This is a genomic window from Actinomadura macrotermitis, assembly GCF_009604375.1.
GTDB lineage: Bacteria > Actinomycetota > Actinomycetes > Streptosporangiales > Streptosporangiaceae > Spirillospora > Spirillospora macrotermitis.
The window spans coordinates 1,473,125-1,498,154 of the sequence record NZ_WEGH01000003.1 but is presented as its reverse complement, the minus strand read 5'-3'; the positions used below and the strand labels follow the sequence as shown (position 1 = coordinate 1,498,154).

The window sequence follows — 25,030 nt, the reverse complement described above, 5'->3', positions numbered from 1 at the left end:
CCTTCAGTTTTTGAAGGGTTTCCCTTCGGTTTCCCGGTAGGCGAGCGCGAACGTCAGGTTGCTGCCCTTGATGATCTGCTGGGCGAACCCCTGCGCCGCGCTCTGGGCGGAGTCGGGGATCTTCTTGCCGCCCGGCCGCTCCACCCAGGTCATCACCAGGTAGTGGCCGCGCGCCTGGGCGGTGCCGACCGCCTCGGCCTTGCCGATGCCCTTGCTCGCGCCGGTGCCCGGCAGCGGCTTGAGGTAGGCGTCCTTGGCGAGGGCGACCTTCTCGGCGGCCTTGGCGGCCTTCTCGGTCTTGAGGTTCAGCACCCCGACGGTGCCGAGCAGCTTGCCGTCGCTGCGCACGTAGGTGGCGCGCAGCGCCTGGCTGCAGCCCGCCTTCTTGACGGTCGCGACGAGCTTGGCGCCGGAGACGGCCCCGGTGCAGGGGTCGGCCTTCCAGCCGGTGCGGGTGTACTTCTTGCCCTCGGCGCTGAAGGCGGACTTGCCGAACGCCTCCTTGAGCGACAGCGGTGTCGGGTCGGTGGCGCGACTGCCGAGTTTATCCGCCTTCAGCGGTGGCGCCGACGTCTGCGCCTTGACCTTCGGCTGCTTGCTGGTGGCGGCGACGGGGGACTTGGCGCCGTCCTTGGGCTTCGGGTCGTCCTTGAGCATCGCCGCCGCGCCGAAGCCGCCGCCGATGAGGACGACCCCGGCGACCAGCGAGCCGCCGATGATGAGGGGCAGGTTGCGCTTGCGGCGCGGCGGCGTCGGGCCGGAGCCGTCACCGAAGCCGCCGCCCTCGAATCCGCCGTTGCCGAAGCCGCCGCCGGCGTTGTAGGGGGAGCCGTCCTGGTTCTGCAGGCCGTAGCTGCCCGCGACCTGGACGCCCTCGCCGTCCTGCGGTCCGGCCGGGGCCGCGCCGAAGGACGGCGGGCCGAAGCCGCCGCCGGGGGCGGGCGCCGTCCGTCCGGCCGCCTCCTCGTCCCAGGAGACGGGGGGCATGCCGCCGGGGCCGCCGGGCGCCTCCCCGCGGGGGGCGAACGGGGCCTCTTCCTTGTCGGTGCCGTGCGAGGCGGCGTCATGCCACTCAGCACCGGGTGCGTACGGCTCCTGCGGCGGCTGCTGTGCCGATGGCCAGCCGCCAGGTTTGCCTTGATCGCCCGGGTAACCCATGACCTGGACCTTACCTAACGGTGGCCGTGACATGGGCGGAAACGACAGCGAGACCGGTCACGGCACCGCTGTGACCAGCAGAAATCCGCGGCGCCGGGCGGGGGGCAGGGGGCGTGGGGCGAGGCGGGCCGTCCCGCCCGGGCGGCCGGTCTCTGCCCGTGCATCCCGGTCGCTGCGGCATACTGGACGGTGGCCGGGAGACTGCCGCAACGAGCCGCTTTGACCCATGCCCGCGCGGCTGGGTATCCTGCCAGTTCGTGGTATGTGTCGACGCCTGCCCTCCGGGGCCGGTGAAGATCGCAACCAGTGTCGGTGCCCGGAGCGGTCCCAGGGCGGCGCGAGAACCAGGTGAGCACTCACGCAAGGTTCCCGCGCGGTCGTGCGTCCGCGACGCACAATCTGCCGGGCCCGGCCTCCCGGAGCGCCATCTCGGAGCGAGATCTGATCGGCGCGAGCAGGATATCCGCTGAGAAGTCGACAAGAAACGAAGGCCACCACCGTGCGCACGTACACCCCTAAGCCCGCTGACGTCCAGCGTCAGTGGCACGTCATCGACGCCACCGACGTCGTGCTGGGCCGGCTCGCCAGCCAGGCCGCGCAGCTGCTGCGGGGGAAGCACAAGCCGATCTACGCGCCGCACCTGGACACCGGTGACTTCGTGATCATCATCAACGCCGACAAGGTCGCCCTGTCCGGTAACAAGCGCGAGCAGAAGCGCGCCTACCGGCACTCGGGCTACCCGGGTGGTCTCCGCTCGGTCGCCTATGGCGACCTGCTGGAGAAGAACCCCGAGCGCGCCGTCGAGAAGGCGATCAAGGGCATGCTGCCCAAGAACACCCTCGGCCGCCAGATGTTCGGCAAGGTGAAGGTCTACCGGGGCCCGAACCACCCGCACCAGGCCCAGCAGCCGGTGCCGTTCGAGATCACCCAGGTCGCGCAGTAGCAGGCGGCGAGTAGCACCCAGCAGCACCCCAAGCCGTACGACCCCGTACGCAGCGCAGTACAGAGGCCGCCGGGGCACCCGCGCGAGCGGGCCAGCCGCCCTGGCTAGAAGACCCAAACAAGGAGAACCGTGACCGAGTTCACCGGTACGGAGACGCCCGCCGAGGGCGCCGAGCTCGACTCGTACGAGGACGCCCCCTCGGAGTACACCACCGAGACCCCCGAGATCGCCGGCGAGGCCACCCTCGGCCAGCCGATCGCGACCGGCCCCGCCGCCGGCACCGGCCGCCGCAAGCAGGCCATCGCCCGCGTGCGCATCGTCCCGGGCACCGGCAAGTGGACCATCAACGGCCGCACCCTGGACCAGTACTTCCCGAACAAGGTCCACCAGCAGATCGTGAACGAGCCGTTCGTCCTCCTCGGCCTGGAGGACCAGTTCGACGTGCTGGTCCGCGTCGGCGGCGGCGGCGTCACCGGCCAGGCCGGCGCGCTGCGCCTCGGCATCTCCCGGGCGCTGCAGTTCGCCAACATCGAGCACCGCCCCGCGCTGAAGAAGGCGGGCTTCCTGACCCGCGACGCGCGCGTGCCCGAGCGCAAGAAGGCCGGTCTGAAGAAGGCCCGTAAGGCGCCGCAGTACAGCAAGCGTTGATCGCCGGCACGAGCCGCCGCACCCGAAGCACGCGCCGCCGACCCCTCCGGTCGGCGGCACCCGGGTGCGGCGGCTCGTCCGCTTTTGCCAGCGTTTTTGGTATGTCAGTGGTTTTGTGCAGCGGTTTTCGGCTGCGCGGAGCGTTCGGGGGCCGTCCCAGCGGTAAGGGGACTCTCGAAGTGTCCGCGCGGCCTTTTTTCGTCTCTGGGAGTTGAGCAACTGTGGGTCGTCTGTTCGGGACCGATGGCGTACGCGGGCTGGCCAACCGCGATCTGACCGCCCCCCTGGCCATGGACCTGTCGGTCGCCGCCGCCCGGGTGCTGGCCTCGACCGGCGCGTTCGCCGGGCACCGCCCCGTCGCGGTGGTCGGCCGCGACCCGCGGGCCTCGGGCGAGTTCCTGGAGGCCGCGGTGGTCGCGGGCCTGGCCAGCGCCGGCGTGGACGTGCTGCGGCTCGGCGTGCTGCCGACCCCGGCGGTGGCCTACCTGACCCACGCGCTGGACGCCGACCTCGGCGTGATGCTGTCGGCGTCGCACAACCCCGCGCCCGACAACGGCATCAAGTTCTTCGACCGCAGCGGGCACAAGCTGCCCGACGAGCTGGAGGACCGGATCGAGGCGGCGCTCGGGCAGGACTGGGAGCCGCCGACCGGCGCGGGCGTCGGCCGGGTCCGCGACGCGCACGGCGCGGTCGAGCAGTACGTGGCGCACCTGCTGTCGTCGGTGCCGGTGTCGCTGGACGGGTTGAAGGTCGTGGTCGACTGCGCCAACGGCGCGTCCGCCGACGTGGCGCCCGAGGCGCTGCGCCGGGCCGGCGCCGAGGTGATCACCATCGGCGCGGCGCCGGACGGGCTGAACATCAACGCCGGCTGCGGCTCCACCCACCTGGACGCGCTGAAGGCGGCCGTCCGCGAGCACGGCGCGGACGCCGGCATCGCCAACGACGGCGACGCCGACCGCTGCCTGGCGGTCACCGCGACCGGCGAGGAGGTGGACGGCGACCAGATCATGGCGATCCTGGCGCTGGAGCTGCGCGAGGCGGGCCGGCTCGCCCGCGACACCGTGGTCGCCACGGTGATGTCCAACCTCGGCTTCAAGATCGCGATGCGCGAGGCGGGGCTGACCGTGCTGGAGACCGCGGTCGGCGACCGGTACGTGCTGGAGGCGATGAAGCGCGACGGCTACAACTTCGGCGGCGAGCAGTCCGGCCACGTGATCATGCTGGACCACGCCACCACCGGCGACGGCGTGCTGACCGGGCTGCACCTGCTGGCCGCGATGGCCCGCCGCGGCCGCCCGCTGGACGAGCTGGCCAAGGCGATGACCCGGCTGCCGCAGGTGCTGATCAACGTCAAGGGCGTGGACAAGTCCCGCGCGAAGACCTCGCCGGAGCTGGCCGCCGCGGTCGCCGCGGCCGAGGCCGAGCTCGGCGAGACCGGCCGGGTGCTGCTGCGCCCGAGCGGCACCGAGCCGATGGTGCGGGTGATGGTGGAGGCCGCCGACGAGGAGCGGGCGCGCGAGCTCGCCGAGCGCCTCGCCGAGGCCGTGCGCACCCACCTGGGCTGAGCGCGGGGACGGGCCGCCCGGCCAGGCGGCCCGTCCGTTCTCAGCAGTGGCCGAGGAAGTCCTGCAGGGCGTCGTGGTCGGCGCGGGTGACGGGCAGCTCGTACTTCTTGGCGACCTCGACGTACTTGACGCCGTAGGCGCACTGGAACGCCTTCTGCGGCTTCCACTCGCCCGGCCCCGAGTCGCTCTTCTGCCGGTTCGGCACGCCCCAGACCGCCAGCAGGTTGTCGCGGTCGTTGGCGAACTGCTCGCGCCGGTCGGCCGGCCACTTGGAGGCGCCCATCCGCCAGGCGAGCGCCAGCGGGTAGACGTGGTCGATCTGCACCTCCATGGCCTTGGCCTTGGTGAAGGCGATGTCCTTGCCGCTGTAGGGGTCGTTCAGCTTGCCCGCGACGACGATGCACCGGCCGCGCTTCTCCACGTCCTTCAGGTCGCGGGCGAGGACGTCGTCGCGCTGGCCGCAGCCGTTGTGGTCGGTGTCCTTCCAGGCGACGCCGAACTGGCGGCGGGTGTAGCCGGTGCCGGCCCCCTCGGCGCCGACGCGCAGGCCCGACAGGTCCTTGCGGGCGAGGGCGACGCTCTGCGCGGGCGGCTTGGACCCCGCCGCACCACCGCCACCGCCACCGCCGCCCCCGCCGCCGGCCGAGGGGGAGGCGCTCTTGTCGCCGTTGCAGCCGCCGAGCGCGACCGGGGCCAGCACCCCGAGCGCGGCCACCGCCATCGCGGTCCTTCTCCGTGCCGACCCGCTACCCGTCATTCCGCCACCGCCCTCTGTCGTCGCCGACGGAAATATCCCCCCGGCACCCGCATTAAACGGCATCGAACGGCGACGCCACACAGGTGGCACCGCACCGGATACGAGATCATGAGGGCGTGCTGCACCTGAGAGCGATCGTGCCCGCGGACCGGACGGAGCGCGCCTGCGCCGCGATGGCCGGCAATCCGGGCGTCACCAACATCGTCGTGGTGCCCGGCGCCGCCCGGGTCCCCGAGGGCGACCTGGTCACCGCCGACGTCGCCCGCGAGGCCGCCAACGAGGTGCTGCGCGACCTGCGCGAGCTGCACATCGAACGCGACGGGTCGGTGGCGATGGAGCACATCGACCTGTCGCTGTCGGTGGGCGCCGACCAGGCCGAGCAGCGCGCGCCCGGCGCCGGCGACGACGCGGTGATCTGGGACGAGCTGGACCACCTCACCGCCGAGGGTGCCGCGCTGACCTGGTCGTTCGTGGCGTTCCTGGCGCTGGCCACCCAGCTGGCCGGGATCGCCGCGCTGATCGACTCGCCGATCCTGGTGGTCGGCGCGATGGTCGTCGGCCCCGAGTTCGGCGCCATCGCCGCCATCTGCTTCGGGCTCTGCTGGAACCGGCGCCGGGTCGTGGTCGCGCTGCGCACCCTGCTGGTCGGCTTCACCGTCGCGATCGCCGTCACCTACGTGTGCGCGCTGGTCAGCCGGTGGATCGGGGTGATCGAGCTGGACCGGCTGCCGGCCGAGCGGCCGCTCACCGCGTTCATCTACAGCCCGGACCGCTGGTCGTTCATCGTGGCGCTGCTGGCGGGCGCGGCCGGGGTGCTGTCGATGACGGCGGGCAAGTCCTCGGCGCTGGTCGGGGTGTTCATCTCGGTGACCACCGTCCCGGCCGCGGGCAACCTGGCGGTGGCGCTGGCGCTGAAGCACCGCAGCGAGATCGACGGATCGCTGCTGCAGCTCGGCGTCAACCTGGCCGGAATGATCATCGCGGGGGTCGCCACGCTCCTCCTGCAGCACGGCGTGTGGACGCTCGTCCTCCGCAGGAGGGGCAGGCGGGCCGCCGGGCCTCGGCCTCAAGGCTGACGCGCGCCGCGCCGCGAGGCGCTAGGTTCGGGGCATGCCGCCGATCATCGCTGCCGAGGGGCTGACGATGAGGTTCCCCAGGGTCACCGCCCTGGACGACCTCACGGTGTCGGTGCCCCCCGGCGTCGTCGGTCTGGTCGGCGCCAACGGCGCCGGCAAGTCGACCCTCATCAAGATCCTGCTCGGGCTGCTGCCGCCGACGTCAGGGCGGGCCGGCGTGCTCGGCCTGGACATCGCCCGCGACGGCCTGCGCATCCGCGAACGCGTCGGGTTCATGCCCGAGTACGAGTGCCTGCCGCCGGACGTGTCGGCCACCGAGTTCGTCGTGCACATGGCGCGCATGTGCGGGCTGCCGCCGGCCGCCGCGCGCGAGCGCGCCGCCGACACGCTGCGCCACGTCGGCCTGTACGAGGAGCGCTACCGGCCGATCGGCGGCTACTCCACCGGCATGCGCCAGCGCGTCAAGCTCGCCCAGGCCCTGGTGCACGACCCCGAGCTGGTGTTCCTGGACGAGCCCACCAACGGCCTGGACCCGGCCGGCCGCGACGAGATGCTCGACCTGATCCGCCGCATCGGCACCGAGTTCGGCATCAGCGTGCTGGTCACCTCGCACCTGCTCGGCGAACTGGAGCGGGTCTGCGACCACGTCGTCATCATCGACGGCGGCAAGCTGCTGCGCTCGCAGGCCGTCGAGGCCTACACCGGGATGAGCGGCGTGCTGACCGTGGAGGTCGAGGAGGGCCGCGACGTGCTCGGGCGGCACCTGTACGACCAGGGCGTCAAGGTGCACCCCGAGGGCCGCTTCCTCATCGTCGAGATAGACGGCGAGGAGACCTACGACCGCATCCGCGACGGCGCGGCCGAACTGGAGCTGCGGCTGATCCGGCTGGAGCAGCGCCGGCACCGCATCGAAGAGGTCTTCACCGACCCGGTGCCGCCGCAGCCGCCGTCCATCACGAAGGGGGTGCCGCGATGACGGTGGGAAGCACCATCCATGACATCGGCTACCGCCACTACGACGGCCGCCGCCTCGGCCGCGGCTACGTGCTGCGCTCGCTGTACGTGCACAACCTGCGCGCCTGCCACGGCTTCGGCCGGCCCGCCCGCGCCAAGGTGATGCCGTCCATCCTCGCGCTGATCATGCTGATCCCCGCGGTGGTGGACGTCGGCGTGGTCGCCTTCACCAAGGAGCCCGGCGCGCTGATGCGCTACTCCTCCTACGCGGTCACCCTGCAGGTGATCATCGCGATCTTCCTGGCCGCGCAGTCGCCGGTGCTGGCCTCGCGCGAGCTGCGCTTCCACGTGGTGCCGCTGTACTTCTCCCGCCCGGTCGGCCCGCTGGACTTCGTGCTGGCCAAGTTCGCCGCCCTGGTCACCTCGCTGTTCGCGCTGATGGCGGTGCCGGTCACCGTGCTGTACGTCGGCGGCCTGATCGCCAAGGTGCCCGGCTCGGCCGACCAGCTGCTGCGCTACCTGGGCGCCCTGGTCGGGTGCGTGGTGTTCGCGCTGGTCCTGGCCGGAATCGGGCTGACGGTGGCCGCGTTCACGCCGCGGCGCGGGTTCGGCGTCGCGGCCGTCATCGCGGTGTACCTGCTGCCCACCACGTTCGTGCTGATCGTGCAGGGCATCGCCGAGGTGCGCACCCAGTTCACCCTGCAGGGCTGGATGGGGCTGTTCGCGCCGTTCAACCTGGTCGACATCGTCCAGGTGCGGCTGCTCGGCGCGCAGAGGTCCGCGGTCGGCGTCCCGCCCGGCATCGCCGGCGGCCTGATCGCGCTGGCGCTGTGCACCGCGATCGTGGCGGGTTCGATCGCCGTCCTGTACAGCCGGTTCCGGAAGGCGGGCCTCTCGTGAGCGAACTGCGGCTGGACCGGGTGTCGCGCTGGTACGGCAACGTGGTGGCGGTCAACGGCGTGTCGATGACGATCGGCCCCGGCGTGACCGGGCTGCTCGGCCCGAACGGCGCCGGCAAGTCCACCCTCATCCACATGATGGGCGGGTTCCTGGAGCCGTCCTCGGGCACCGTGACGCTGGACGGCGCGCCGATCTGGCGCAACCCCGGCATCTACCGCGTGCTCGGCCTGGTGCCCGAGCACGAGGCCGCCTACGACTTCCTCACCGGCCGGCAGTTCATCCTCGCCATGGCCAAGCTGCACAAGCTGCCCGACCCGGGCGCCGCCGCGCAGCGCGCCATCGACCTGGTCGAGATGGACTACGCCGCGTCCCGGCCGATCGGCCAGTACTCCAAGGGCATGAAGCAGCGCATCAAGATGGCCTCGGCGCTGGTGCACGACCCGGCGGTGCTGCTGCTGGACGAGCCCTTCAACGGCATGGACCCGCGCCAGCGCCTCCAGCTGATGGACCTGATCCGCCGGATGGCCGCCGAGGGCCGCACGATCTTGTTCAGCTCGCACATCCTGGAGGAGGTCGAGCGGCTGGCCAGCCACATCGAGGTGATCGTGGCGGGCCGGCACGCGGCGTCGGGCGACTTCCGCGAGATCCGCCGGCTGATGACCGACCGCCCGCACCTGTTCCTGGTCCGCTCGGCCGACGACCGGGCCCTCGCCGCCGCGATCATCGCCGACGGGTCGGCGCGCAGCGTCCGGCTCACCCCGAAGGGCCTGGAGGTCGAGGCGGTCGACTTCCGGCGCTTCACCCTGCTGCTGCCGCGCCTCGCCCGCGACGCGCAGGTCCGGCTGTGGGAGGTCGCGCCCTCCGACGAGTCCCTGGAAAGCGTCTTCTCCTACCTGGTGGCCCGATGAATCCCACGATCGCGATGATCACGTTCCGCGCCATGCTGGGGCGGCGCCGGGCGCTGCTGCTGTTCGCGCTTCCCCTGCTGCTGGTGGTGCTGGCGGTCGCGCTGCGGGTCACCGGCGTGGCCGACCTGGAGATCTCCTCGCTGGTCCTGCAGCGGTTCGCGATCGCGACGCTGCTGCCGCTGGTCGCCCTCGTCGCGGGCACCGGCGTGATCGGCCCGGAGATCGACGACGGCCAGATCATGTACGTGCTGACCAAGCCGATCCCGCGGCACGTGGTCGTGCTGACCAAGCTGGCGGTGGCGATCGCGCTGATCGCGGTGTTCGCGGTGCTGCCGACGTTCGTGGCGGGCCTGCTGCTCGCCGGGACCACCGCGCAGCTGGCCCTGGCGTTCGGCATCGGCATGCTGGCGGGCGGGATCGCCTACGGCGCGGTGTTCGTGGCGCTGGCGGTGGTCAGCCGCAACGCGGTGGTGATCGGGCTGCTGTACGCGCTGGTGTGGGAGGCGCTGCTCGGCAACTTCGCGCCCGGCGCCAAGTCGGCGTCGGTCCAGCAGTGGGCGCTGTCGGTCGCCGACACCTTCACCTCGGCGTCGTACGTGCGCTCGACGGTCGACCTGCCGGTCGCCGTCGTGCTGCTGGTGCTCGTCACCGCCGCGGGCACGCTGCTGGCGGTGCTGCGGCTGCGCTCGCTGACGGTGGCCGGCGCCGACTGAGCGGGCCGCTCCCGGCCGGGTCAGATGCGGCGCAGCCGGACCCGCTGGACGCTGTGGTCGCGGCCCTTGTGCAGCACCAGCGTCGCGCGGGCCCGGGTCGGCAGGATGTTGGACACCAGGTTGATCTCGTTGATGTCGCGCCACACCCGCTGCGCGAACGCCGCCGCCTCGTCCTCGTCCAGCCGGGAGTAGCGGTGGAAGTAGGAGCGCGGGTCGGCGAACGCGGTGCGGCGCAGCGCGAACAGCCGCTCGACGTACCACTGCCGGATGTCCTCCACCCGGGCGTCCACATAGATGGAGAAGTCGAAGAAGTCCGACACGCCGAGGGAGCCGGGCGGCGGCGCCTGCAGCACGTTCAGCCCCTCCACGATCAGGATGTCGGGCCGCCGGACCGTCTGCCGGGCGCCCGGCACGATGTCGTACTCCAGATGCGAGTACACCGGGATCTCGGCCTGCTCCGCCCCCGACTTGATCTCCGAGACGAACCGGACCAGCGCCCGCCGGTCGTAGGACTCGGGGAAGCCCTTGCGGTCCATCAGGCCGCGTTCGGCCAGCACCGCGTTCGGGTACAGGAAGCTGTCGGTGGTGACCAGCTCCACGCTCGGGTGCTCGGGCCGGCGCGCCAGCAGCGTGCGCAGCAGCCGCGACGTCGTCGACTTGCCGACCGCGACACTGCCCGCCACCCCGATGATGAACGGCGTGGGCTGCACCGGCTCGCCGAGGAACCCGCCGACGGTGTCGCGCAGCCCGCCGTCGGCGAGGAAGAACAGGTTCAGCAGCCGTGACAGCGGCAGGTAGACCTCCTCGACCTCGGTGATGTCGATCGGGTCGCGCAGCCCGCGCAGCGCGTCGAGCTCACCGGGCGTGAGGGGCAGCGGGGTGTTCTCGCGCAGGGCGCGCCAGGAGTCGCGGGAGAGTTCCACGTAAGGGCTCGGCACGCTGTCCATCCGCTCGTCATGACCGGGAGCGGCCATGGGTTCCGTTTCGCCGACGGCCCACGGTATATCCCCGTCAAGGCGGCCCTCGCAGGTAGGTCGGGGTGAGGCGACCGAATAGGCTGCTCACCATGTGCGGAATCGTGGGTTACGTCGGCTCCAGGCCGGCGCTGGACGTGGTGGTCGAGGGCCTGGCGCGGCTGGAGTACCGCGGCTACGACTCGGCCGGGGTGGCCTTGCTGGCCGAGGACGCGACGCTGGTCACCGCCAAGCGGGCGGGCAAGCTGGTGAACCTGCGGGAGGCGCTGGCCGAGGAGCCGCCCCCCGCCGGGACGCTCGGCATGGGGCACACCCGGTGGGCGACGCACGGCGCGCCGAACGACCGCAACGCCCACCCCCACACCGACTGCACCGGGTCGGTCGCGGTCGTGCACAACGGCATCATCGAGAACTTCGCCGCGCTCCGCTCGGAGCTGGAGGAGCTCGGCCACAAGCTGGTGTCGGAGACCGACACCGAGTGCGTCGCGCACCTGCTGGAGGACGAGCTGAAGTCCGGCGGGAACCTCGCCGACGCGATGCGCCGCGTCTGCCGCCGGCTGGAGGGCGCCTTCACCCTCGTCGCGGTGCACACCGGCGACCCCGACCTGGTGGTCGGCGCCCGCCGCAACTCGCCGCTGGTCGTCGGCGTCGGGGAGGGCGAGAACTTCCTGGCCAGCGACGTGGCCGCGTTCATCGAGCACACCCGCGACGCGATCGAGCTCGGCCAGGACCAGGTCGTGGAGCTGCGAGCGGGCGGCGTCACCGTCACCGACTTGGGCGGCGCGCCGGCCACGGTGCGCGAGTACCACGTCGACTGGGACGTCTCGGCCGCCGAGAAGGGCGGCTACGAGCACTTCATGCTGAAGGAGATCGCCGAGCAGCCGCGCGCGGTCGCCGACACCCTGCTCGGCCGGATCGGCGCGGGCGGCCGGCTCGTCCTGGACGAGATGCGCATCTCCGACCAGGAGCTGCGCGAGGTCGACAAGGTCGTCATCGTGGCGTGCGGCACCGCCAACCACGCCGGGATGATCGCCAAGTACGCCATCGAGCACTGGGCCGGGCTGCCCTGCGAGGTCGAGCTGGCGCACGAGTTCCGCTACCGCGACCCCATCCTGTCGCGCGGCACGCTGGTCATCGCCGTCTCCCAGTCGGGCGAGACGATGGACACCCTGATGGCCGTCCGGCACGCCCGCGAGCAGCAGGCCAAGGTGCTCGGCATCTGCAACGTCAACGGCTCCACGCTGCCGCGCGAGTGCGACGGCGTCCTGTACACCCACGCCGGGCCCGAGATCGCGGTCGCCTCCACCAAGGCGTTCCTGACCCAGCTGGTCGCGGTCTACCTGATCGCGCTCTACCTCGGCCAGGTGCGCGGCACCAAGTGGGGCGACGAGGTCTTCGCCATGATCCAGCTCCTGGCGCAGATGCCGGAGAAGGTGGACAAGGTGCTGGAGACCATGGAGCCGGTGCGCGAGCTGGCCCGCTCCCTGGCCGGCGAGCGCTGCGTGCTGTTCCTCGGCCGCCACGTGGGCTTCCCGGTGGCGCTGGAGGGCGCGCTGAAGCTCAAGGAGTTGGCCTACATGCACGCCGAGGGCTTCGCCGCCGGCGAGCTGAAGCACGGCCCGATCGCGCTGATCGAGCCCGGGCTGCCGGTCGTGGTCATCGTGCCGCCGCTCGCCCGCGACGTGCTGCACGACAAGATCGTCTCCAACATCCAGGAGATCCGCGCCCGCGGCGCCCGCACCATCGTGATCGCCGAGGAGGGCGACACCTCGGTCGAGCCGTACGCCGACACCCTGATCACGGTCCCGGCGGTGCCGACGCTGCTGCAGCCGCTGGTCACCACGGTGCCGCTGCAGGTGTTCGCCTGCGAGCTGGCCACCGCCAAGGGCCACGACGTGGACCAGCCCCGCAACCTGGCCAAGTCCGTCACGGTCGAGTAGCCGCCGCGCCCCGTTTCCCGGGGTGCCCGAGGGGATCCGCCTCGCCCGGCCACCGCGACGGCGGCGCGGGCGGGACGGATCCGTGCAGGCCGGCGGCTCAGAGGTCGAGCTCGCCGGCCTTCACCCGGTTCAGGAAGCGGCCCCATGCCCGGGGGCCGAAGGTCAGGACGGCTGAGGGAGCGCCGGGTCCGCTGGCGCGGACGCCGACCCGTTCGGCGGCGAGGCGGGAGACCTCGACGCACGCGGTGTTCGATGCGCAGCGACTGCTCTTGATCCAGGGGCGTGCGGATGCATTGCCGACTCGCATCCCACCTCCTACTGGCGCGGTGATAGGGGATGGACGGCGCCGGTGCCGCCTAGGTTGTACCCACTGCCGGTAACTTCACCTGGATCGGATCCGCGCCGGATCCAAGCGGTCACGTCTCTCGTGTCGGCTGGTAAACATGCGGCAGGACTGCCTGTCGATTCGCAATCATGTGGCAGGACTGCCTAATGTGGGCAGATGAGGGGCGGCAACCCCTCATCTGCCCTGTCGTGCTAGCTGCGTACCAGGGTGATGGCGATGGCGATCACGATCGCCAACAGCGCCAGGCGTACGGTCCGGTCTCCGTCTGCCAAGGCATACCGGACCGTACGCTCCCCTGCTCGCACCATGCTGGTCCACCAGTTGTTGTCGGGTTCTGGCATTTCTTACCTTCCCTTCTCAAAGCCCGCGTGGGGCGGGCGTTCTAGAGAGGCGGAGGGGCGTCACCGGATGTGAACCTACCTCCGGTGGCACCCCCGCTTCGTTATGTCCCTGGGATCGCCCTGCTGGAGGAGCGGTCGGACTTCAGCAGTCCAGGTCACCGTTCTTGATGCGAGCGGTGAATGTTCTCCAGTCGCTGGTGCTGAACTGCAGCACCGGGCCGTCCTCTCCCCGCTTGGTGTCGCGGGCGCCGATCTTGGCCGAGCCGAGGCGTGCGACCTCGACACATGTCCCATTTCCACCACATTGCGAGCTCTTGCGCCAAACGGTGCTATTTGCAGGGATAGAGGGCATGCTTGCCGCCTTCAAGAGTGATGGGTTTCTGGAGGCGCAGGTCCGGACCGCCCCTGCCGACATTACCCGGACATGGGTCAGGAAATGCGGTGGCCGGTTCCGTCCTGCGCTATCTGGACGATAGCAGCGTGAACGCGAAGGGCCTGGAAGGCGGTCGTCACTTGTTCGGCCTGCTCAAACACCGCCGCGGGAAAGCCAGTGGTCGCGGGCCTCGGCCAGCAGTTCGCGTGTCTCCGCCGCGCCGAGCGACTCCTCGTCGAGTTGTCCGAAGGCGCGCTTATATCTGTCGGTCTCCTTGTCGTCCTTGTGGAAGGACAGCGTGAGACTCTCGGTATGGACGATGTCGGGGAACTGCACATCGTGCGCGCGTGGGAATTTCAAGAGCGTGAAAGATGTAGCAAGCAGCGCCCTGGGGGTATCCAGCGGGAGGATTTTCAAAGAAACGTTCGGCAGGCGGGAGATCTGGCACAGGTGGTCGAGTTGCTCGGCCATGGTCGCCGGATCGCCGACCCGCCGCTGCAGGATCGACTCGTCCAGGACGGCCGACAGCTCCATCGGCTGCGGTCCGCGCAGCACCTCCTGGCGCCGCATGCGGGCCTCGAAGCTCTCCCTCATCTCCTGGTCGGTGAGGGTGGCCACCACCTCCCAGCCCGCGAGGACGCCGCGGGCGTAGGCCTCGGTCTGCAGCAGGCCGGGGACGACCAGGTTCTCCCACTGCAGCGCCGCGCTGGCCTCCGACTCCAGGGCGATCAGCTCGGCGTAGGTGGCGCCGAGCGAGGAGTACTCCTCCCACCAGCCGCGCCGGGTGGCGTCGTGGGCGAGCGCGACCAGCTCCTCCAGCCGGCCGCCCACCACCCCGTAGAGCTTCAGCAGCTCCACGACGTCGTCCACCCGGATGCCGGTGCGGGCATTCTCGAGCCGGCTGACCTTGGCCGTCGACCAGGAGAAACGCGCGGCGACCTCCTCACCGGTGAGGTCGTTCTGCTCGCGCAGCCGGCGCAGCTCGATGCCGAGACGGCGCTGGCGGACGGTGGGTCCTCGGGAGGTGCTCATGGTTTCCGACCTCTGCCGGGAGGGGGACAGGGGGTGACGGGTGCCGGAGGGGCGCCACGCGGTGGGGCGGTGGGCGGCCCGCCGCGAGGAGGCACGATGCCGGGTATCAGGGTGCTCCCTAGCGTCGCTCCTGATCGGGCGGTCGACAAGACAGTGTCGGGTGGGCAAGGCCGAATATCTCGGTGAAACTTGCAGAGCAACCTACGCTAACGCACACTCGGGATAGCGGCCAGAGTCCCTGCATCCTCATGCGATCCGCCGCGCCGGGCCCCCGCGCCGGTGCGGGGCGGTCGTGCGCGCACAGTCCCCGGCGCCCCGACGACGCGGCGCCCGGCTCCCGGCCACGCCGACCCGTGGCCTTCCTTCCCCGAGTCCTGCCCCACCCGGCAGGAGGGTCCGGCCCGCGCGCCGGAAGAACGGAGGGGTCCGGTGGACAACCTTCCCCTGCACCGGAGCATCCTCGCCGTCGACATGGAGAGGTCGACGAGCCCGCTCCGGACCAACCCCATCAAGGGCGACCTGCGCCGGCTGGTCTACGAGATGCTCGGCGCGGCGATGGCGCACGCCGGCGTCGGGCCGGACCGCCGCGATCCGCTGGAGGACCGCGGCGACGGCGTCCTGGCGCTGATCCACCCCGCCGACGACGTGCCGAAGTCGCGGCTGCTCAGCCGGCTCGTCCCCGAGCTCGGCCGGCTGCTGCTGGAGTACGACCTGGCCCTGCCGCCCGAGCAGTGGCCGAGCCGGGGGCTGCGGCTGCGCGCCGTCGTGCACGCCGGCGAGGTGCACCGGGACGCCTACGGCTGCTTCGGCGAGGCCGTCGACACCGCGTGCCGGCTGCTGGACGCGCCCCAGCTGAAGAAGTGCCTGCGCGACGCCGCGGGCCCGCTCGCGCTGGTGGTGAGCGAGGAGATCTACCAGGGCGTCGTCAAGCACGGGTACGAGGGCATCCCGTGCGGCGCCTACCGGCAGGCCGTGCGGGTCCAGGTGGCGGGGCGGCGGCGCCTCGGCTGGGTGCACGTGCCGGGCGAGGCCGTGGAGGTGGACGAGCCGCGGCCCGCCGCCACCGTCACGCCGCTGCGGCGGGTGGGCGCGGGGCATCCGGCGGCCTGAGGGGTGACGGGCGTGGCACCCTGGGTATGTGATCGTGGGTGTGGGCATCGATGTGGCGGACATCGCCCGGTTCGAACGGGCGCTGGAGCGCACTCCGGGGCTGCGGGCGCGGCTGTTCACCGCGGGTGAGAGCGGCCTTCCGGGGCGCTCCCTGGCCGCCCGGTTCGCGGCCAAGGAGGCGCTCGCCAAGGCTCTCGGCGCGCCGCGCGGCCTGCTGTGGACCGACGCCGAGGTCCGGCGCGGCGACGACGGGCGGCCGAGCCTGCACGTCAGCGGGACGGTCGCGGCGGCCGCGGCCGCGCGCGGGGTCACGCACTGGCATGTCTCGCTCAGCCATGACGGCGGCATCGCGACGGCGGTCGTGATCGCCGAGAGCCTTTAGGGGGCCCGATGCGGTACGCGCACGAGGTCGGCAAGGTACGGGCGGCCGAGCAGGCGCTGATGGCGCGCCTGCCCGAGGGCGCGCTGATGCGGCGCGCCGCGGCCGGGCTGGCCGCCGTCTGCGCGTCGCTGCTGCCGCGCGTCTACGGCGCCGAGGTGGTGCTGCTCGTCGGCGGCGGCTCCAACGGCGGCGACGCGCTGTTCGCCGGCGCGCGGCTGGCGCGGCGCGGGGCGCGGGTGAGCGTGGTGCGGGCCGGCGGGAAGATCCACGAGGCGGGGCTGGCGGCGCTGCGCGCGGCGGGCGGCCGGGTCCGCGCCGACGCCGCGGACGCGGGCGGCGCGGCGGCGGCGATCGACGCCGCCGACCTGATCATCGACGGGCTGACCGGCATCGGCGGCACCGGCGCGCTGCGCGAGCCGTACGCGACGCTGGCCGGGCTCGCCTCGCGCGCGCCCGGCACCGTCGTCGCCTGCGACGTGCCGTCGGGGGTGGACGCCGGCAGCGGCCGGGTCGAGGGCGCCGCCGTGCACGCCGACGTCACCGTCACCTTCGGCACCTACAAGCCCGGCCTGCTCATCGACCCCGGCGCCGCGCACTGCGGCGTGGTCGAGCTCGTCGACATCGGCCTCGGCGCCGACCTGCCCGACCCCGACGTGGTCGCGGCGTGGCCGGTGGACGTGCTGCCGCCCGAGCCGGGCCCCGAGTCCGACAAGTACCGGCGCGGCGTCGTCGGGATCCTGGCCGGCAGCGACGAGTTCACCGGCGCGGCCGTGCTCAGCACCGGCGGCGCGGTGCACGGCGGCGCGGGCATGGTGCGGTTCGCCTCGGTGCCGCACCCGGTGGAGCTGGTCCGGCACCGCTGGCCCGAGGCCGTCACCACGGTGATCGAGCCCGGCCCGAAGGCGCTGGAGAAGGTCGGCCGGGTGCAGGCGTGGGTCGTCGGCCCGGGCCTCGGCACCGGCCCCGAGGCCGAGGGGCTGCTCACCGCGGCGCTCGGCACCGACCTGCCGGTGCTGGTGGACGCCGACGGGCTCACCGTCCTCGCCCGCCGCCGCGACCTGCTGCGCCGCGAGGCGCCGACCGTGCTCACCCCGCACGCCGGGGAGCTGGCGCGGCTGCTCGGCGCCGACCGCGCCGACATCGAGGCGCGCCGGCTGGAGCACGTCCGGCGCGCCGCCGCCGAGCTCGGCGCGACGGTGCTGCTGAAGGGCTCGACCACGCTGGTCGCCGAGCTGGACCGGCCGGTCCGGGTGAACCCGACCGGCACCCCGCGCCTGGCCACCGCCGGCACCGGCGACGTGCTGTCCGGCCTCATCGGGGCGCTGCTGGCCAACGGGATGGCCGCGCTCGACGCCGCCGCGGCGGGCGCCTACCTGCACGGCCTGGCCGCGCGGCTCGCCGCCGGCGGCAAGGAGGAGGGCGAGTGGCGCGGCGAGGCGCCGATCAGCGCCGCCGACGTCATCACCGCGCTGCCGGACGCCTTCCGCGCCCTCGGGTAGGGCGAACCCGGCGCCCGGCGAATGCGTCCAAAAGGTATGGCGGGCGGACCGGCCGGGCGGAGAACGCCCCGGTCACCGCCCAACGGCGGGCACACTGGGTGACCATGAGGAGTCCTGCGGAGGCACGCGTCGACCTCGACGCCATCAGCGACAACATCGCGCTGCTGCGCGAGCGCGCCGGCGGCGCGGCCGTCATGGCGATGGTGAAGGCCGAGGCGTACGGGCACGGCCTGGTCCCGGCGGCGCGGGCGGCGCTCGCGGGCGGCGCGACCTGGATCGGCGTCGCCCGGACCGCCGAGGCGCTGCGGCTGCGCGACGCCGGCGTCACCGGCGTGCCGGTGCTGGTCTGCCTGAGCGTGCCCGGCGAGCCCTACGACGAGATCGTCGCGCGCGACGTCGACCTGTCGGTGGGCTCGCTGCCGCTGCTCGCCGAGGTCGCCGCGGCGGCGGAGCGGGCCGGCCGGCCCGCCCGCGTGCACCTGAAGGCCGACACCGGGATGAGCCGCGGCGGCGCCGCCGCCGCCGACTGGCCCGCGCTGGTCGGCGCCGCGCTCGCCGCCGAGGCCGCCGGGACGGTCCGCGTCGCCGGGATCATGTCGCACTTCGCCTGCGCCGACGAGCCCGACCACCCCGCCAACGAGCGGCAGCTGCGCGCCTTCGTGGAGATGAGCGAGCACGCCGAGAAGGCGGGGCTGCGGCCCGAGGTGCGGCACCTGGCCAACTCGGCCGGCGCGCTGCTGCGGCCCGAGGCGCGCTTCGACCTGGTCCGGCCCGGCATCGCCACCTACGGCCTGACGCCCGCGCCGCAGCTCGGCACCTTCGGGCTGCGGCCCGCGATGACGCTGGTCGCCGATACCGCGCTGGTCAAGCGGGTCCCGGCGGGCAGCGGCGTCTCCTACGGCCACACCTACACCACCGAGCGGGAGACGACCCTGGCCGTCGTGCCCGCCGGGTACGGTGACGGCGTCCCGCGGCACGGCTCCAACCTGCTGGAGGTGCTCGCGGGCGGCCGCCGGCACCGCATCGCCGGGCGGGTGTGCATGGACCAGTTCGTCATCGACCTCGGCGACGGCGCCCTGGCGCCCGGCGACGAGGTGGTGCTGTTCGGGCCGGGCGACCGGGGCGAGCCGACCGCGCAGGAGTGGGCGGACGCGCTCGGCACGATCTCGTATGAGATCGTCACCCGGATCGGTGCACGGGTGCCCCGGGTCTATACGGGGCGGCTCGCGGAGAGGGAGGGCCATGAATAGCGGGCACAGGCGCAGGATCGGCATCGCCGGCGCCGTCGCGGGCGTCGGCGCGGCCGGGGTGGGCGCGGCGGTCGGCGCGCGGCACCTGCTGGTCGGCCGGGTGCGGCTGCGCCCCGACCCCGACCGCGGCGAGCCGTTCGGCCGGCTGCGCGGCCGTCCGCTGGCGATCACCGCCGACGACGGGCTGCCGCTGCACGTGGAGACCGAGGGCCCCGACGACGCACCGCTCACCATCGTGTTCTGCCACGGCTACACCCTCACCCAGCACACCTGGCACTACCAGCGCCGCGACCTGGCCGGCGTGCCGGGCGTGCGGCTGGTGTTCTGGGACCAGCGCAGCCACGGCCGCTCGGGGCGCAGCGACCTGGCCAACGCCACCATCGACCAGACCGGCGCGGACCTGTACACGGTGCTGCGCGCCACGGTCCCCCGCCGCGGGCGGGTGGTGCTGGTCGGGCACTCCATGGGCGGCATGTCGATCCTGGCGCTGGCCGAGCGGCACCCCGAGCTGTTCGGCCGGCAGGTCGCGGGCGTGGTGCTGGTCAACACCTCGGCCGGCGACCTGCGCGAGATGACGCTCGGGCTGCCGCTGGTGCTGGCCAAGGTGCTGCGGCCGCTCGCGCCGGGCGCGCTGCGCGGCCTCGGCCGCCGCGCCGCGCTGGTGGACCGGGCCCGCGGCCTCGGCGCCGACCTGGCGTTCGTGGTCACCCGCCGGATGGCCTTCGCCGACAAGCACGTCAGCCCCACCGTGGTGGACTTCCTGGAGCAGATGATCCGGGCCTGCCCGATCGACGTGATCGCCGAGTTCTACCCGGCGCTGATGGCGCACGACAAGGCGGACGCGCTGCCGGTCCTGGCCAAGGTGCCGGTGGCGGTGCTGACCGGCGGGCAGGACCGGCTGACCCCGGCGGTGCACGGGCGGCGGATCGCGCAGGCGCTGCCGGACGCCGAGCTGACCGAGATCGAGATGGCGGGGCACGTCCTGCCGCTGGAGTACCCGGGCGTGGTCACCGGCGCGGTGCGCCGGCTGGTGGAGCGCGTCCGGGCCGAACCGAAGGAGAAGAGCGCGTGACCGGGGGGACCGGCGTGATCACGTTGACGGTGCCGACGGCCGAGGACATGCGGGCGCTCGGCGTCCGGCTGGCCGGGCTGCTGCGGGCGGGGGACCTGCTGGTGCTCACCGGGGACCTCGGCGCGGGCAAGACGACCCTGACCCAGGGAATCGGCGAGGGGCTGAAGGTGCGCGGCCCGGTCACCTCGCCGACGTTCGTCATCGCGCGGGTGCACCCCTCGCTGGCGGGCGGGCCCGGCCTGGTGCACGTGGACGCCTACCGGCTGGGGGGTTTCGCGGAGCTGGACGACCTTGATCTTGACGCCTCGCTCACCGATTCGGTAACGATCGTGGAATGGGGCGAGGGCCTGGCCGAGGGCCTGGCCGAAGATCGACTCGAGCTGACCATTTCGCGCGGGGCGCAGGACGCGGGCGAGGAGCGCACGGTAGCCCTTACCGGCGTGGGTTCCCGGTGGTCAGGGCTGTCCGCTGATCTTTCCTGAAACGCGAAAAATTCTCGCCTTTTTCCTATAAGTGCGAGAGACCACATTACGGCCGGATGTCGTATCTTTGCCGGAGCGAACCTCACCTTCGCGGTGTCAACACGTTCTCTCGAAACGGGAGTGGATCCGGTGAGTGGTAGCCATCGCAGCGGAAGTCACCGCACGGACAGCTACCGCGGTCCGAGCGGCGGCCAGCCTTCAGGCGACGGCCACCCCACGGGCAGCGGTGCGTATCGGCCAGAGGAGCAGGGCAGCGGCGGGTACGGGCCCGGTGAGCACGGCCCCGGCGGATACGGCTCGGGTCAGTACGGGTCCGGTCAGTACGGGTCGGGCGAGTACGGGTCGGGCGAGTACGGCTCGGGTCAGTACGGTTCCGGCCAGTACGAGACGGACCGGTACCGGACCGTCCGGCCCGAGTCGGGGCAGTACGGCACCGGCGCCGCGACGGGCGGATACCGCTCCCGCGAACACGGTTCCGGCGAATACAGGTCCGGCGAGCACGGGACGGGCCCGCAGCGCCGGGCCGGCTCGCGCCGCTCCACCGGCGGCCGCACCGGCAGCGGCAGCCACCGCGTCATGCGCGAGCGCCGCAGGGGCCGCGGCCTCGGCCTGCTGATCGGCGGCCTCGCGGCCGGCATCGGCGTGTGCGTGCTGGCCGCGTTCGCCATCTTCAGCGGCACCGGCGTGGGCCGCCACGACACCGGGCAGATCGTCGGCAGCAGCGGCGCCGCCGGCGCCGCCGGGACCGGCCCGACCGCCCAGTCCGAGCGCACCAGCGTCCCCGACGCCTGCGACACGCTGCCCGCGGCCGTCGCCGGCCGGCTGGCGCCGAACGCCGACCGCACCCCCGCCGACAACTACCAGAGCAACGACCGGCAGAACCAGTGCGTGTGGGGCGCCTACACCGGCGACCGCAAGCGGCAGCTCACCGTCGAGGTCCGCGCGCTCGCCGGCACCGCCGGCCGCACCCCGACCGACGTGGCCCACCGCTCCTTCGAGAGCGAGCGCGGCGCCGACGAGTCCGGCAAGGCGCTGCTGTCGGGGCAGGAGCTCACCAGCAAGTCCCGGCCGGACGACCTGGGCGACGAGGGCTACGTCATCTACAGCGTCGACAAGGGCGCCGGCGCGGGCGAGGCGATCGCCAACGTCCGCGTCGTCAACGTCCTGGTCACCGTGCACTACTCCGGCGGCAACGACGGCGACCCGCTGAGCTCGGACGAGGCGACCAAGGGGGCCGTCGAGGCGGCCCGCAGCATGGTGGACGCGCTGAACAAGCAGTGATCGGGCGCCCGCACCCGCCCGGCTGGACTAGGCTTCCCTGACGTGCTGGTCTTGGCTTTCGACACCGCGACCGCGGCGGTCTCCGTCGCGCTGTACGAGTGGACGCCCGGAGAGGGCGTGCGCAGCCGCGCCGTGGCCGAGGAGGCCGGCACGCGCAAGCACACCGAGCTGCTGGTGCCGGCCGTCGCGGCCGTGCTGGCCGAGGCGGGCGCGGTCCCGGCCGACCTCAGCGCGATCGCCGTCGGCGCCGGCCCCGGCCCCTACACCGGTCTGCGCGTCGGGCTGGTCACCGCGCGCGCCATGGGCGAGGCGCTGAAGATCCCGGTGCACGGCGTGTGCACGCTGGACGTCATCGCCTGGGCGTCGGCCCGGCAGGCGCCGTTCGCGGTCGCCACCGACGCGCGCCGCAAGGAGGTCTACTGGGCCCGCTACGCCTCGGCGGCCGAGCGCACGACGGCCCCGGCCGTCGGGCCCGCCGCCGACGTGCTGGCCGGGGCCGAGGGCGGGCTGCCGGTCATCGGCGAGGGCGCGGCCCTGTACCCCGATGTCCTCGGCACCTCCGGGCTCGGCCCCGAGCCGCTGCTGCCGTCCGCGGCCGCGCTGGCCGAGGTGGCCATCGCCCGGCTGGCCGGCCGCAAGGGCCCCGACCTGCTGCCGCCCGAGCCGCTGTACCTGCGCCGGCCCGACGCCAAGGAGCCCGGCCCGCGCAAGAAGGTCATGCCGGCGTGAGCGAGCCCGAGGAGGGGCCGGGCGCAGGCGAGGCCATGAGCGCCGCCGAGCCCAAGCTGCGCCCGATGACCTGGGACGACCTGCCGGCCGTGCACGCCCTGGACCAGGAGCTGTTCCCCGACGCCGCCTGGACGGTGGAGATGCTGCGCGGCGAGCTGGCCGACCAGCCGCGCACCCGGCACTACGTCGTCGCCGAGCGGGACGGGGAGGTCGTCGGCTATGCCGGGCTCGCCGCGGCCGGCGGGCAGGCCGACGTGCAGACCATCGGGGTCCGCGCGGACCTGCGCGGCGCCGGGCTCGGCGCGGCGCTGCTGGCCGAGCTGCTGGCCGAGGCCGAGCGCCGCGACTGCGGCGAGGTGTTCCTGGAGGTCCGCGCCGACAACGACCCGGCCCGCCGGCTGTACGAGCGGTTCGGGTTCGCGCGGGTCGGCCTGCGCAAGCGCTACTACCAGCCGTCGGGGACGGACGCCATCGTGATGCGCCGGCCGCGCGGCCGGCGGGCCGTGGGATTCGGCCGGGGGGAACAATGATCATCGATTCGGAGCCGCTGGTCCTCGGCATCGAGACCTCCTGCGACGAGACCGGCGTCGGCATCGTGCGCGGGCACACGCTGCTGGCCGACTCGATCGCCTCCAGCGTCGAGCAGCACGCCCGGTTCGGCGGGGTGGTGCCCGAGGTCGCCTCGCGCGCGCACCTGGAGGCGATGACCGCGACGGTGGAGCGGGCGCTGGCCGAGGCGCGGATCGCGCTCGCCGACGTGGACGCGTTCGCCGTCACCGCGGGCCCCGGGCTGCCCGGCGCGCTGATGGTCGGCGTCGCCGCCGCCAAGGCGTACGCGCTGTCGCTCGGCAAGCCGCTGTACGGGGTCAACCACCTGGCCGCGCACGTGTGCGTGGACCAGCTGGAGCACGGGCCGCTGCCGAAGCCGTGCGTGGCGATGCTGGTGTCGGGCGGCCACTCCTCGCTGCTGCTCGTCCCGGACGTGGCGAGCGACGTGCGCTCGCTCGGCTCCACCGTGGACGACGCGGCGGGCGAGGCGTTCGACAAGGTCGCCCGGGTGCTGGACCTCGGCTTCCCCGGCGGCCCGCACATCGACCGCGCCGCCCGCGAGGGCGACCCGGCGGCGATCGCGTTCCCGCGCGGCAAGTACGCCGACGGCACCTACGACTTCTCGTTCTCGGGCCTGAAGACGGCGGTGGCGCGCTGGGTGGAGGCCAGGCAGCGCGCGGGCGAGCCGGTGCCGGTCGCCGACGTCGCGGCGTCCTTCCAGGAGGCCGTGGTGGACGTGCTCACCGCCAAGGCGCTGAAGGTCTGCAAGGACAACGGGGTGGACGACCTGCTGATCGGCGGCGGGGTGGCCGCGAACTCGCGGCTGCGCGCGCTGGCGCAGGAGCGCTGCGACGCGGCGGGCGTCCGGCTGCGGGTGCCGCGGCCGAAGCTGTGCACCGACAACGGCGCGATGGTCGCGGCGCTCGGCTCGGAGCTGGTCGCGGCGGGGCTGCCGCCGTCGGACCTGGCGCTGCCGGCCGACTCCAGCCTGCCGGTGCAGCAGATCACCCTGTAGTCACCCGGTGGCGGGGGCGCCCAGTTCGGCCAGCAGGGCGGCGAGGTAGTCCTCGTAGAGGGGGACGTGGACCTCGTCGATGACGGCGCCGTCGCGCTCGGGCAGCAGGTCCAGCAGCGCCCGCACGTCCCAGTAGGGGTCGTGGGCGTAGCCGCCGGAGACCTGGTCGAACGCGGCGAGGAAGCGGGTGGCGGCCGAGGTGCCGTACAGCAGCGCCAGGCTGAGCCGCATCGCGGCGATGTCGACGGCGACCGGCCCGTAGGAGGCGTCGGACCAGTCGACCACGCCCTTCAGCCGCCCGTAGGACCACAGGGTGTTGTCGAGCTGGTAGTCGCGGTGGATGAACCGCGACGGCGCCTCGGGGGCGGGGCCGGCGCCGGTCGCGAACGCCCGGTCCCACAACTGCGGGCGCAGCGCGTGCCGGGGCGGGCGCCGCTCGTCCAGGCGGTTGGCGGGGACGTAGGGCGGCATCGAGGACGCGCCGCGCAGCGCGTGCACCGACAGCAGCGCGGCGGCGAGCTGGATGAGGTACTCGGGCAGGTCGCCGGGGGAGGGGCGGGGCGGGTGCCCGTCCAGCTGGGTGATCAGCAGCGTGGGCGCGTCGCAGTAGGCGCCCGCCGGGTCGGCGGCGACCAGCGCCGGGGTGGGCAGCTGGGCGCCGGCCAGCAGGGCCAGCGCGGCGATCTCGCGCTCGGGGGAGAACTCGGCGGCGGCGAGGCCGCCGTCGTGGGGGAGCCAGCGGCGCAGCACCAGCCGGTGCGGGCTGCCGGTGCGGCTCTCCACCAGCAGCGCGTGGTTGGCGTGCCCGGTGCCGCCGGCCAGCGGCCGGACGAGCCGCACCTCGGCGCCCCGGCCGAAGCATTCCTCGACCCAGCGCAGGGTGGCGGGGCTCGGCGGGAGGCGGAAGGCTGACTCGGTCACGAGATCCATCAAAACGGATCCCCATGGGTATTGGGAGTGATTTTGCGAAGACGGAACGTAACAAAGTGCACGTCATCGCCGACCGTTGGGCGGCCGCTTCGGGCGTGCCGGG

27 protein-coding genes are annotated in these 25,030 nt (G+C 73.3%); 19 read left to right on the top strand and 8 right to left on the bottom strand.

All coding sequences use genetic code 11. From position 1 onward, the window contains the following. Nucleotides 1-3 precede the first annotated feature (3 nt). Nucleotides 4-1,158 (bottom strand): hypothetical protein, encoded by a 1,155-nt coding sequence (locus ACRB68_RS28345; RefSeq protein WP_153537437.1) that lies wholly within the window; start codon nt 1,156-1,158, stop codon nt 4-6. Nucleotides 1,159-1,657: 499 nt separating this feature from the next. Here ACRB68_RS28345 and rplM point away from each other — a divergent pair, with 499 nt between their 5' ends. The 3 genes from rplM (at nt 1,658) to glmM (ending at nt 4,314) form a co-directional block, all read left to right on the top strand. Continuing rightward, nucleotides 1,658-2,101, top strand: a complete 444-nt coding sequence (rplM, locus tag ACRB68_RS28340; protein WP_328594891.1) for a 50S ribosomal protein L13 — start codon at nt 1,658-1,660, stop codon at nt 2,099-2,101. A 129-nt stretch (nt 2,102-2,230) separates the two neighbouring features. Next, the gene (gene rpsI / locus ACRB68_RS28335) at nt 2,231-2,749 is read left to right on the top strand and encodes a 30S ribosomal protein S9 (RefSeq protein WP_328594890.1); all 519 of its coding nucleotides are present in this window, start codon (nt 2,231-2,233) and stop codon (nt 2,747-2,749) included. 221 nt (nt 2,750-2,970) lie between these two features. Then, a complete protein-coding gene (gene glmM, locus ACRB68_RS28330) occupies nt 2,971-4,314 on the top strand; it encodes a phosphoglucosamine mutase (protein WP_328594889.1) in 1,344 nt (447 codons plus the stop codon). Nucleotides 4,315-4,354: 40 nt separating this feature from the next. Here the strand turns inward: glmM and ACRB68_RS28325 are convergent, their stop codons facing one another. After that, on the bottom strand, nt 4,355-5,035 hold the full coding sequence (locus ACRB68_RS28325) for an HNH endonuclease family protein (RefSeq protein ID WP_153537433.1): 681 nt from the start codon (nt 5,033-5,035) through the stop codon (nt 4,355-4,357). 152 nt (nt 5,036-5,187) lie between these two features. Here ACRB68_RS28325 and ACRB68_RS28320 point away from each other — a divergent pair, with 152 nt between their 5' ends. From ACRB68_RS28320 to ACRB68_RS28300, 5 genes are read left to right on the top strand one after another with little or no spacing between them, the layout of a single operon-like run. Continuing rightward, nucleotides 5,188-6,147, top strand: a complete 960-nt coding sequence (locus ACRB68_RS28320; protein WP_328594888.1) for a DUF389 domain-containing protein — start codon at nt 5,188-5,190, stop codon at nt 6,145-6,147. A 34-nt stretch (nt 6,148-6,181) separates the two neighbouring features. Continuing rightward, nucleotides 6,182-7,123 (top strand): ABC transporter ATP-binding protein, encoded by a 942-nt coding sequence (locus ACRB68_RS28315; RefSeq protein WP_153537431.1) that lies wholly within the window; start codon nt 6,182-6,184, stop codon nt 7,121-7,123. Continuing rightward, nucleotides 7,120-8,001, top strand: a complete 882-nt coding sequence (locus ACRB68_RS28310) for an ABC transporter permease (protein ID WP_153537429.1) — start codon at nt 7,120-7,122, stop codon at nt 7,999-8,001. The genes ACRB68_RS28315 and ACRB68_RS28310 overlap by 4 nt, the downstream gene beginning before the upstream one ends. Further along, nucleotides 7,998-8,909, top strand: a complete 912-nt coding sequence (locus tag ACRB68_RS28305; protein ID WP_328594887.1) for an ABC transporter ATP-binding protein — start codon at nt 7,998-8,000, stop codon at nt 8,907-8,909. Before ACRB68_RS28310 ends, ACRB68_RS28305 begins: the two co-directional genes overlap by 4 nt. Continuing rightward, nucleotides 8,906-9,622, top strand: a complete 717-nt coding sequence (locus ACRB68_RS28300; protein ID WP_153537427.1) for an ABC transporter permease — start codon at nt 8,906-8,908, stop codon at nt 9,620-9,622. Before ACRB68_RS28305 ends, ACRB68_RS28300 begins: the two co-directional genes overlap by 4 nt. Before the next feature lie 20 nt (nt 9,623-9,642). On the opposite strand, the gene coaA is transcribed toward ACRB68_RS28300, so the two are convergent. Beyond that, nucleotides 9,643-10,596 carry a type I pantothenate kinase gene (gene coaA, locus ACRB68_RS28295; RefSeq protein ID WP_207709833.1) on the bottom strand — a complete coding sequence of 318 codons (954 nt, stop codon included), beginning with the start codon at nt 10,594-10,596 and terminating at the stop codon, nt 9,643-9,645. Nucleotides 10,597-10,688: 92 nt separating this feature from the next. Between coaA and glmS the strand changes: the two genes are divergently transcribed. Beyond that, nucleotides 10,689-12,536: a glutamine--fructose-6-phosphate transaminase (isomerizing) gene (gene glmS, locus ACRB68_RS28290; protein ID WP_153537425.1), complete on the top strand. Its 1,848-nt coding sequence runs from the start codon at nt 10,689-10,691 to the stop codon at nt 12,534-12,536. 97 nt (nt 12,537-12,633) lie between these two features. On the opposite strand, the gene ACRB68_RS28285 is transcribed toward glmS, so the two are convergent. The 4 genes from ACRB68_RS28285 to ACRB68_RS28270 form a co-directional block, all read right to left on the bottom strand. Then, complete coding sequence (locus ACRB68_RS28285; RefSeq protein ID WP_153537423.1) at nt 12,634-12,843, bottom strand: DUF397 domain-containing protein; 210 nt, start codon at nt 12,841-12,843, stop codon at nt 12,634-12,636. 230 nt (nt 12,844-13,073) lie between these two features. After that, nucleotides 13,074-13,223, bottom strand: coding sequence for a hypothetical protein (locus ACRB68_RS28280; protein ID WP_153537421.1), 150 nt, complete (start codon nt 13,221-13,223; stop codon nt 13,074-13,076). A 142-nt stretch (nt 13,224-13,365) separates the two neighbouring features. Beyond that, complete coding sequence (locus ACRB68_RS28275; RefSeq protein ID WP_153537419.1) at nt 13,366-13,575, bottom strand: DUF397 domain-containing protein; 210 nt, start codon at nt 13,573-13,575, stop codon at nt 13,366-13,368. Nucleotides 13,576-13,749: 174 nt separating this feature from the next. After that, complete coding sequence (locus ACRB68_RS28270; protein WP_153537417.1) at nt 13,750-14,628, bottom strand: helix-turn-helix domain-containing protein; 879 nt, start codon at nt 14,626-14,628, stop codon at nt 13,750-13,752. Nucleotides 14,629-15,057: 429 nt separating this feature from the next. On the opposite strand from ACRB68_RS28270, the gene ACRB68_RS28265 reads away from it, so the two are divergent. The 10 genes from ACRB68_RS28265 to tsaD all read left to right on the top strand — a co-directional run bounded on the left by ACRB68_RS28265 (nt 15,058) and on the right by tsaD (nt 23,997). Further along, nucleotides 15,058-15,738, top strand: a complete 681-nt coding sequence (locus ACRB68_RS28265) for a hypothetical protein (protein ID WP_194293471.1) — start codon at nt 15,058-15,060, stop codon at nt 15,736-15,738. 28 nt (nt 15,739-15,766) lie between these two features. Further along, the gene (locus ACRB68_RS28260; protein WP_328594886.1) at nt 15,767-16,120 is read left to right on the top strand and encodes a holo-ACP synthase; all 354 of its coding nucleotides are present in this window, start codon (nt 15,767-15,769) and stop codon (nt 16,118-16,120) included. A gap of 8 nt (nt 16,121-16,128) precedes the next feature. Then, nucleotides 16,129-17,619 carry an NAD(P)H-hydrate dehydratase gene (locus ACRB68_RS28255; protein WP_153537415.1) on the top strand — a complete coding sequence of 497 codons (1,491 nt, stop codon included), beginning with the start codon at nt 16,129-16,131 and terminating at the stop codon, nt 17,617-17,619. Between the two features lie 104 nt (nt 17,620-17,723). Then, the gene (gene alr / locus ACRB68_RS28250) at nt 17,724-18,869 is read left to right on the top strand and encodes an alanine racemase (protein ID WP_153537413.1); all 1,146 of its coding nucleotides are present in this window, start codon (nt 17,724-17,726) and stop codon (nt 18,867-18,869) included. Then, entirely contained in the window at nt 18,862-19,941 is a 1,080-nt protein-coding gene (locus ACRB68_RS28245) for an alpha/beta fold hydrolase (protein ID WP_153537411.1), read from the top strand. The genes alr and ACRB68_RS28245 overlap by 8 nt, the downstream gene beginning before the upstream one ends. Then, nucleotides 19,938-20,423 (top strand): tRNA (adenosine(37)-N6)-threonylcarbamoyltransferase complex ATPase subunit type 1 TsaE, encoded by a 486-nt coding sequence (gene tsaE, locus ACRB68_RS28240; RefSeq protein ID WP_407924311.1) that lies wholly within the window; start codon nt 19,938-19,940, stop codon nt 20,421-20,423. The genes ACRB68_RS28245 and tsaE overlap by 4 nt, the downstream gene beginning before the upstream one ends. A 129-nt stretch (nt 20,424-20,552) precedes the next feature. Continuing rightward, complete coding sequence (locus ACRB68_RS28235; RefSeq protein ID WP_153537409.1) at nt 20,553-21,704, top strand: hypothetical protein; 1,152 nt, start codon at nt 20,553-20,555, stop codon at nt 21,702-21,704. Between the two features lie 42 nt (nt 21,705-21,746). Next, nucleotides 21,747-22,433, top strand: coding sequence for a tRNA (adenosine(37)-N6)-threonylcarbamoyltransferase complex dimerization subunit type 1 TsaB (gene tsaB / locus ACRB68_RS28230; RefSeq protein WP_328594885.1), 687 nt, complete (start codon nt 21,747-21,749; stop codon nt 22,431-22,433). Between the two features lie 35 nt (nt 22,434-22,468). Further along, nucleotides 22,469-22,963, top strand: coding sequence for a ribosomal protein S18-alanine N-acetyltransferase (rimI, locus tag ACRB68_RS28225; RefSeq protein ID WP_153537987.1), 495 nt, complete (start codon nt 22,469-22,471; stop codon nt 22,961-22,963). Beyond that, on the top strand, nt 22,960-23,997 hold the full coding sequence (gene tsaD / locus ACRB68_RS28220) for a tRNA (adenosine(37)-N6)-threonylcarbamoyltransferase complex transferase subunit TsaD (RefSeq protein ID WP_153537407.1): 1,038 nt from the start codon (nt 22,960-22,962) through the stop codon (nt 23,995-23,997). Before rimI ends, tsaD begins: the two co-directional genes overlap by 4 nt. Here tsaD and ACRB68_RS28215 read toward each other — a convergent pair whose 3' ends face one another. After that, entirely contained in the window at nt 23,998-24,927 is a 930-nt protein-coding gene (locus ACRB68_RS28215; protein WP_153537405.1) for a phosphotransferase family protein, read from the bottom strand. Nucleotides 24,928-25,030 lie beyond the last annotated feature (103 nt).

What these genes read in the sequence shown, in the direction of transcription:
- ACRB68_RS28345 (WP_153537437.1), bottom strand. Translation starts at nt 1,158, where the DNA reads ATGGGTTACCCGGGCGATCAAGGCAAACCTGGCGGCTGGCCATCGGCA.
- ACRB68_RS28325 (WP_153537433.1), bottom strand. Translation starts at nt 5,035, where the DNA reads ATGGCGGTGGCCGCGCTCGGGGTGCTGGCCCCGGTCGCGCTCGGCGGC.
- ACRB68_RS28315 (WP_153537431.1), top strand. Translation starts at nt 6,182, where the DNA reads ATGCCGCCGATCATCGCTGCCGAGGGGCTGACGATGAGGTTCCCCAGG.
- ACRB68_RS28310 (WP_153537429.1), top strand. Translation starts at nt 7,120, where the DNA reads ATGACGGTGGGAAGCACCATCCATGACATCGGCTACCGCCACTACGAC.
- ACRB68_RS28300 (WP_153537427.1), top strand. Translation starts at nt 8,906, where the DNA reads ATGAATCCCACGATCGCGATGATCACGTTCCGCGCCATGCTGGGGCGG.
- coaA (WP_207709833.1), bottom strand. Translation starts at nt 10,596, where the DNA reads ATGGCCGCTCCCGGTCATGACGAGCGGATGGACAGCGTGCCGAGCCCT.
- glmS (WP_153537425.1), top strand. Translation starts at nt 10,689, where the DNA reads ATGTGCGGAATCGTGGGTTACGTCGGCTCCAGGCCGGCGCTGGACGTG.
- ACRB68_RS28285 (WP_153537423.1), bottom strand. Translation starts at nt 12,843, where the DNA reads ATGCGAGTCGGCAATGCATCCGCACGCCCCTGGATCAAGAGCAGTCGC.
- ACRB68_RS28280 (WP_153537421.1), bottom strand. Translation starts at nt 13,223, where the DNA reads ATGCCAGAACCCGACAACAACTGGTGGACCAGCATGGTGCGAGCAGGG.
- ACRB68_RS28275 (WP_153537419.1), bottom strand. Translation starts at nt 13,575, where the DNA reads ATGCCCTCTATCCCTGCAAATAGCACCGTTTGGCGCAAGAGCTCGCAA.
- ACRB68_RS28270 (WP_153537417.1), bottom strand. Translation starts at nt 14,628, where the DNA reads ATGAGCACCTCCCGAGGACCCACCGTCCGCCAGCGCCGTCTCGGCATC.
- ACRB68_RS28255 (WP_153537415.1), top strand. Translation starts at nt 16,129, where the DNA reads ATGCGGTACGCGCACGAGGTCGGCAAGGTACGGGCGGCCGAGCAGGCG.
- alr (WP_153537413.1), top strand. Translation starts at nt 17,724, where the DNA reads ATGAGGAGTCCTGCGGAGGCACGCGTCGACCTCGACGCCATCAGCGAC.
- ACRB68_RS28245 (WP_153537411.1), top strand. Translation starts at nt 18,862, where the DNA reads ATGAATAGCGGGCACAGGCGCAGGATCGGCATCGCCGGCGCCGTCGCG.
- rimI (WP_153537987.1), top strand. Translation starts at nt 22,469, where the DNA reads ATGAGCGCCGCCGAGCCCAAGCTGCGCCCGATGACCTGGGACGACCTG.
- tsaD (WP_153537407.1), top strand. Translation starts at nt 22,960, where the DNA reads ATGATCATCGATTCGGAGCCGCTGGTCCTCGGCATCGAGACCTCCTGC.
- ACRB68_RS28215 (WP_153537405.1), bottom strand. Translation starts at nt 24,927, where the DNA reads ATGGATCTCGTGACCGAGTCAGCCTTCCGCCTCCCGCCGAGCCCCGCC.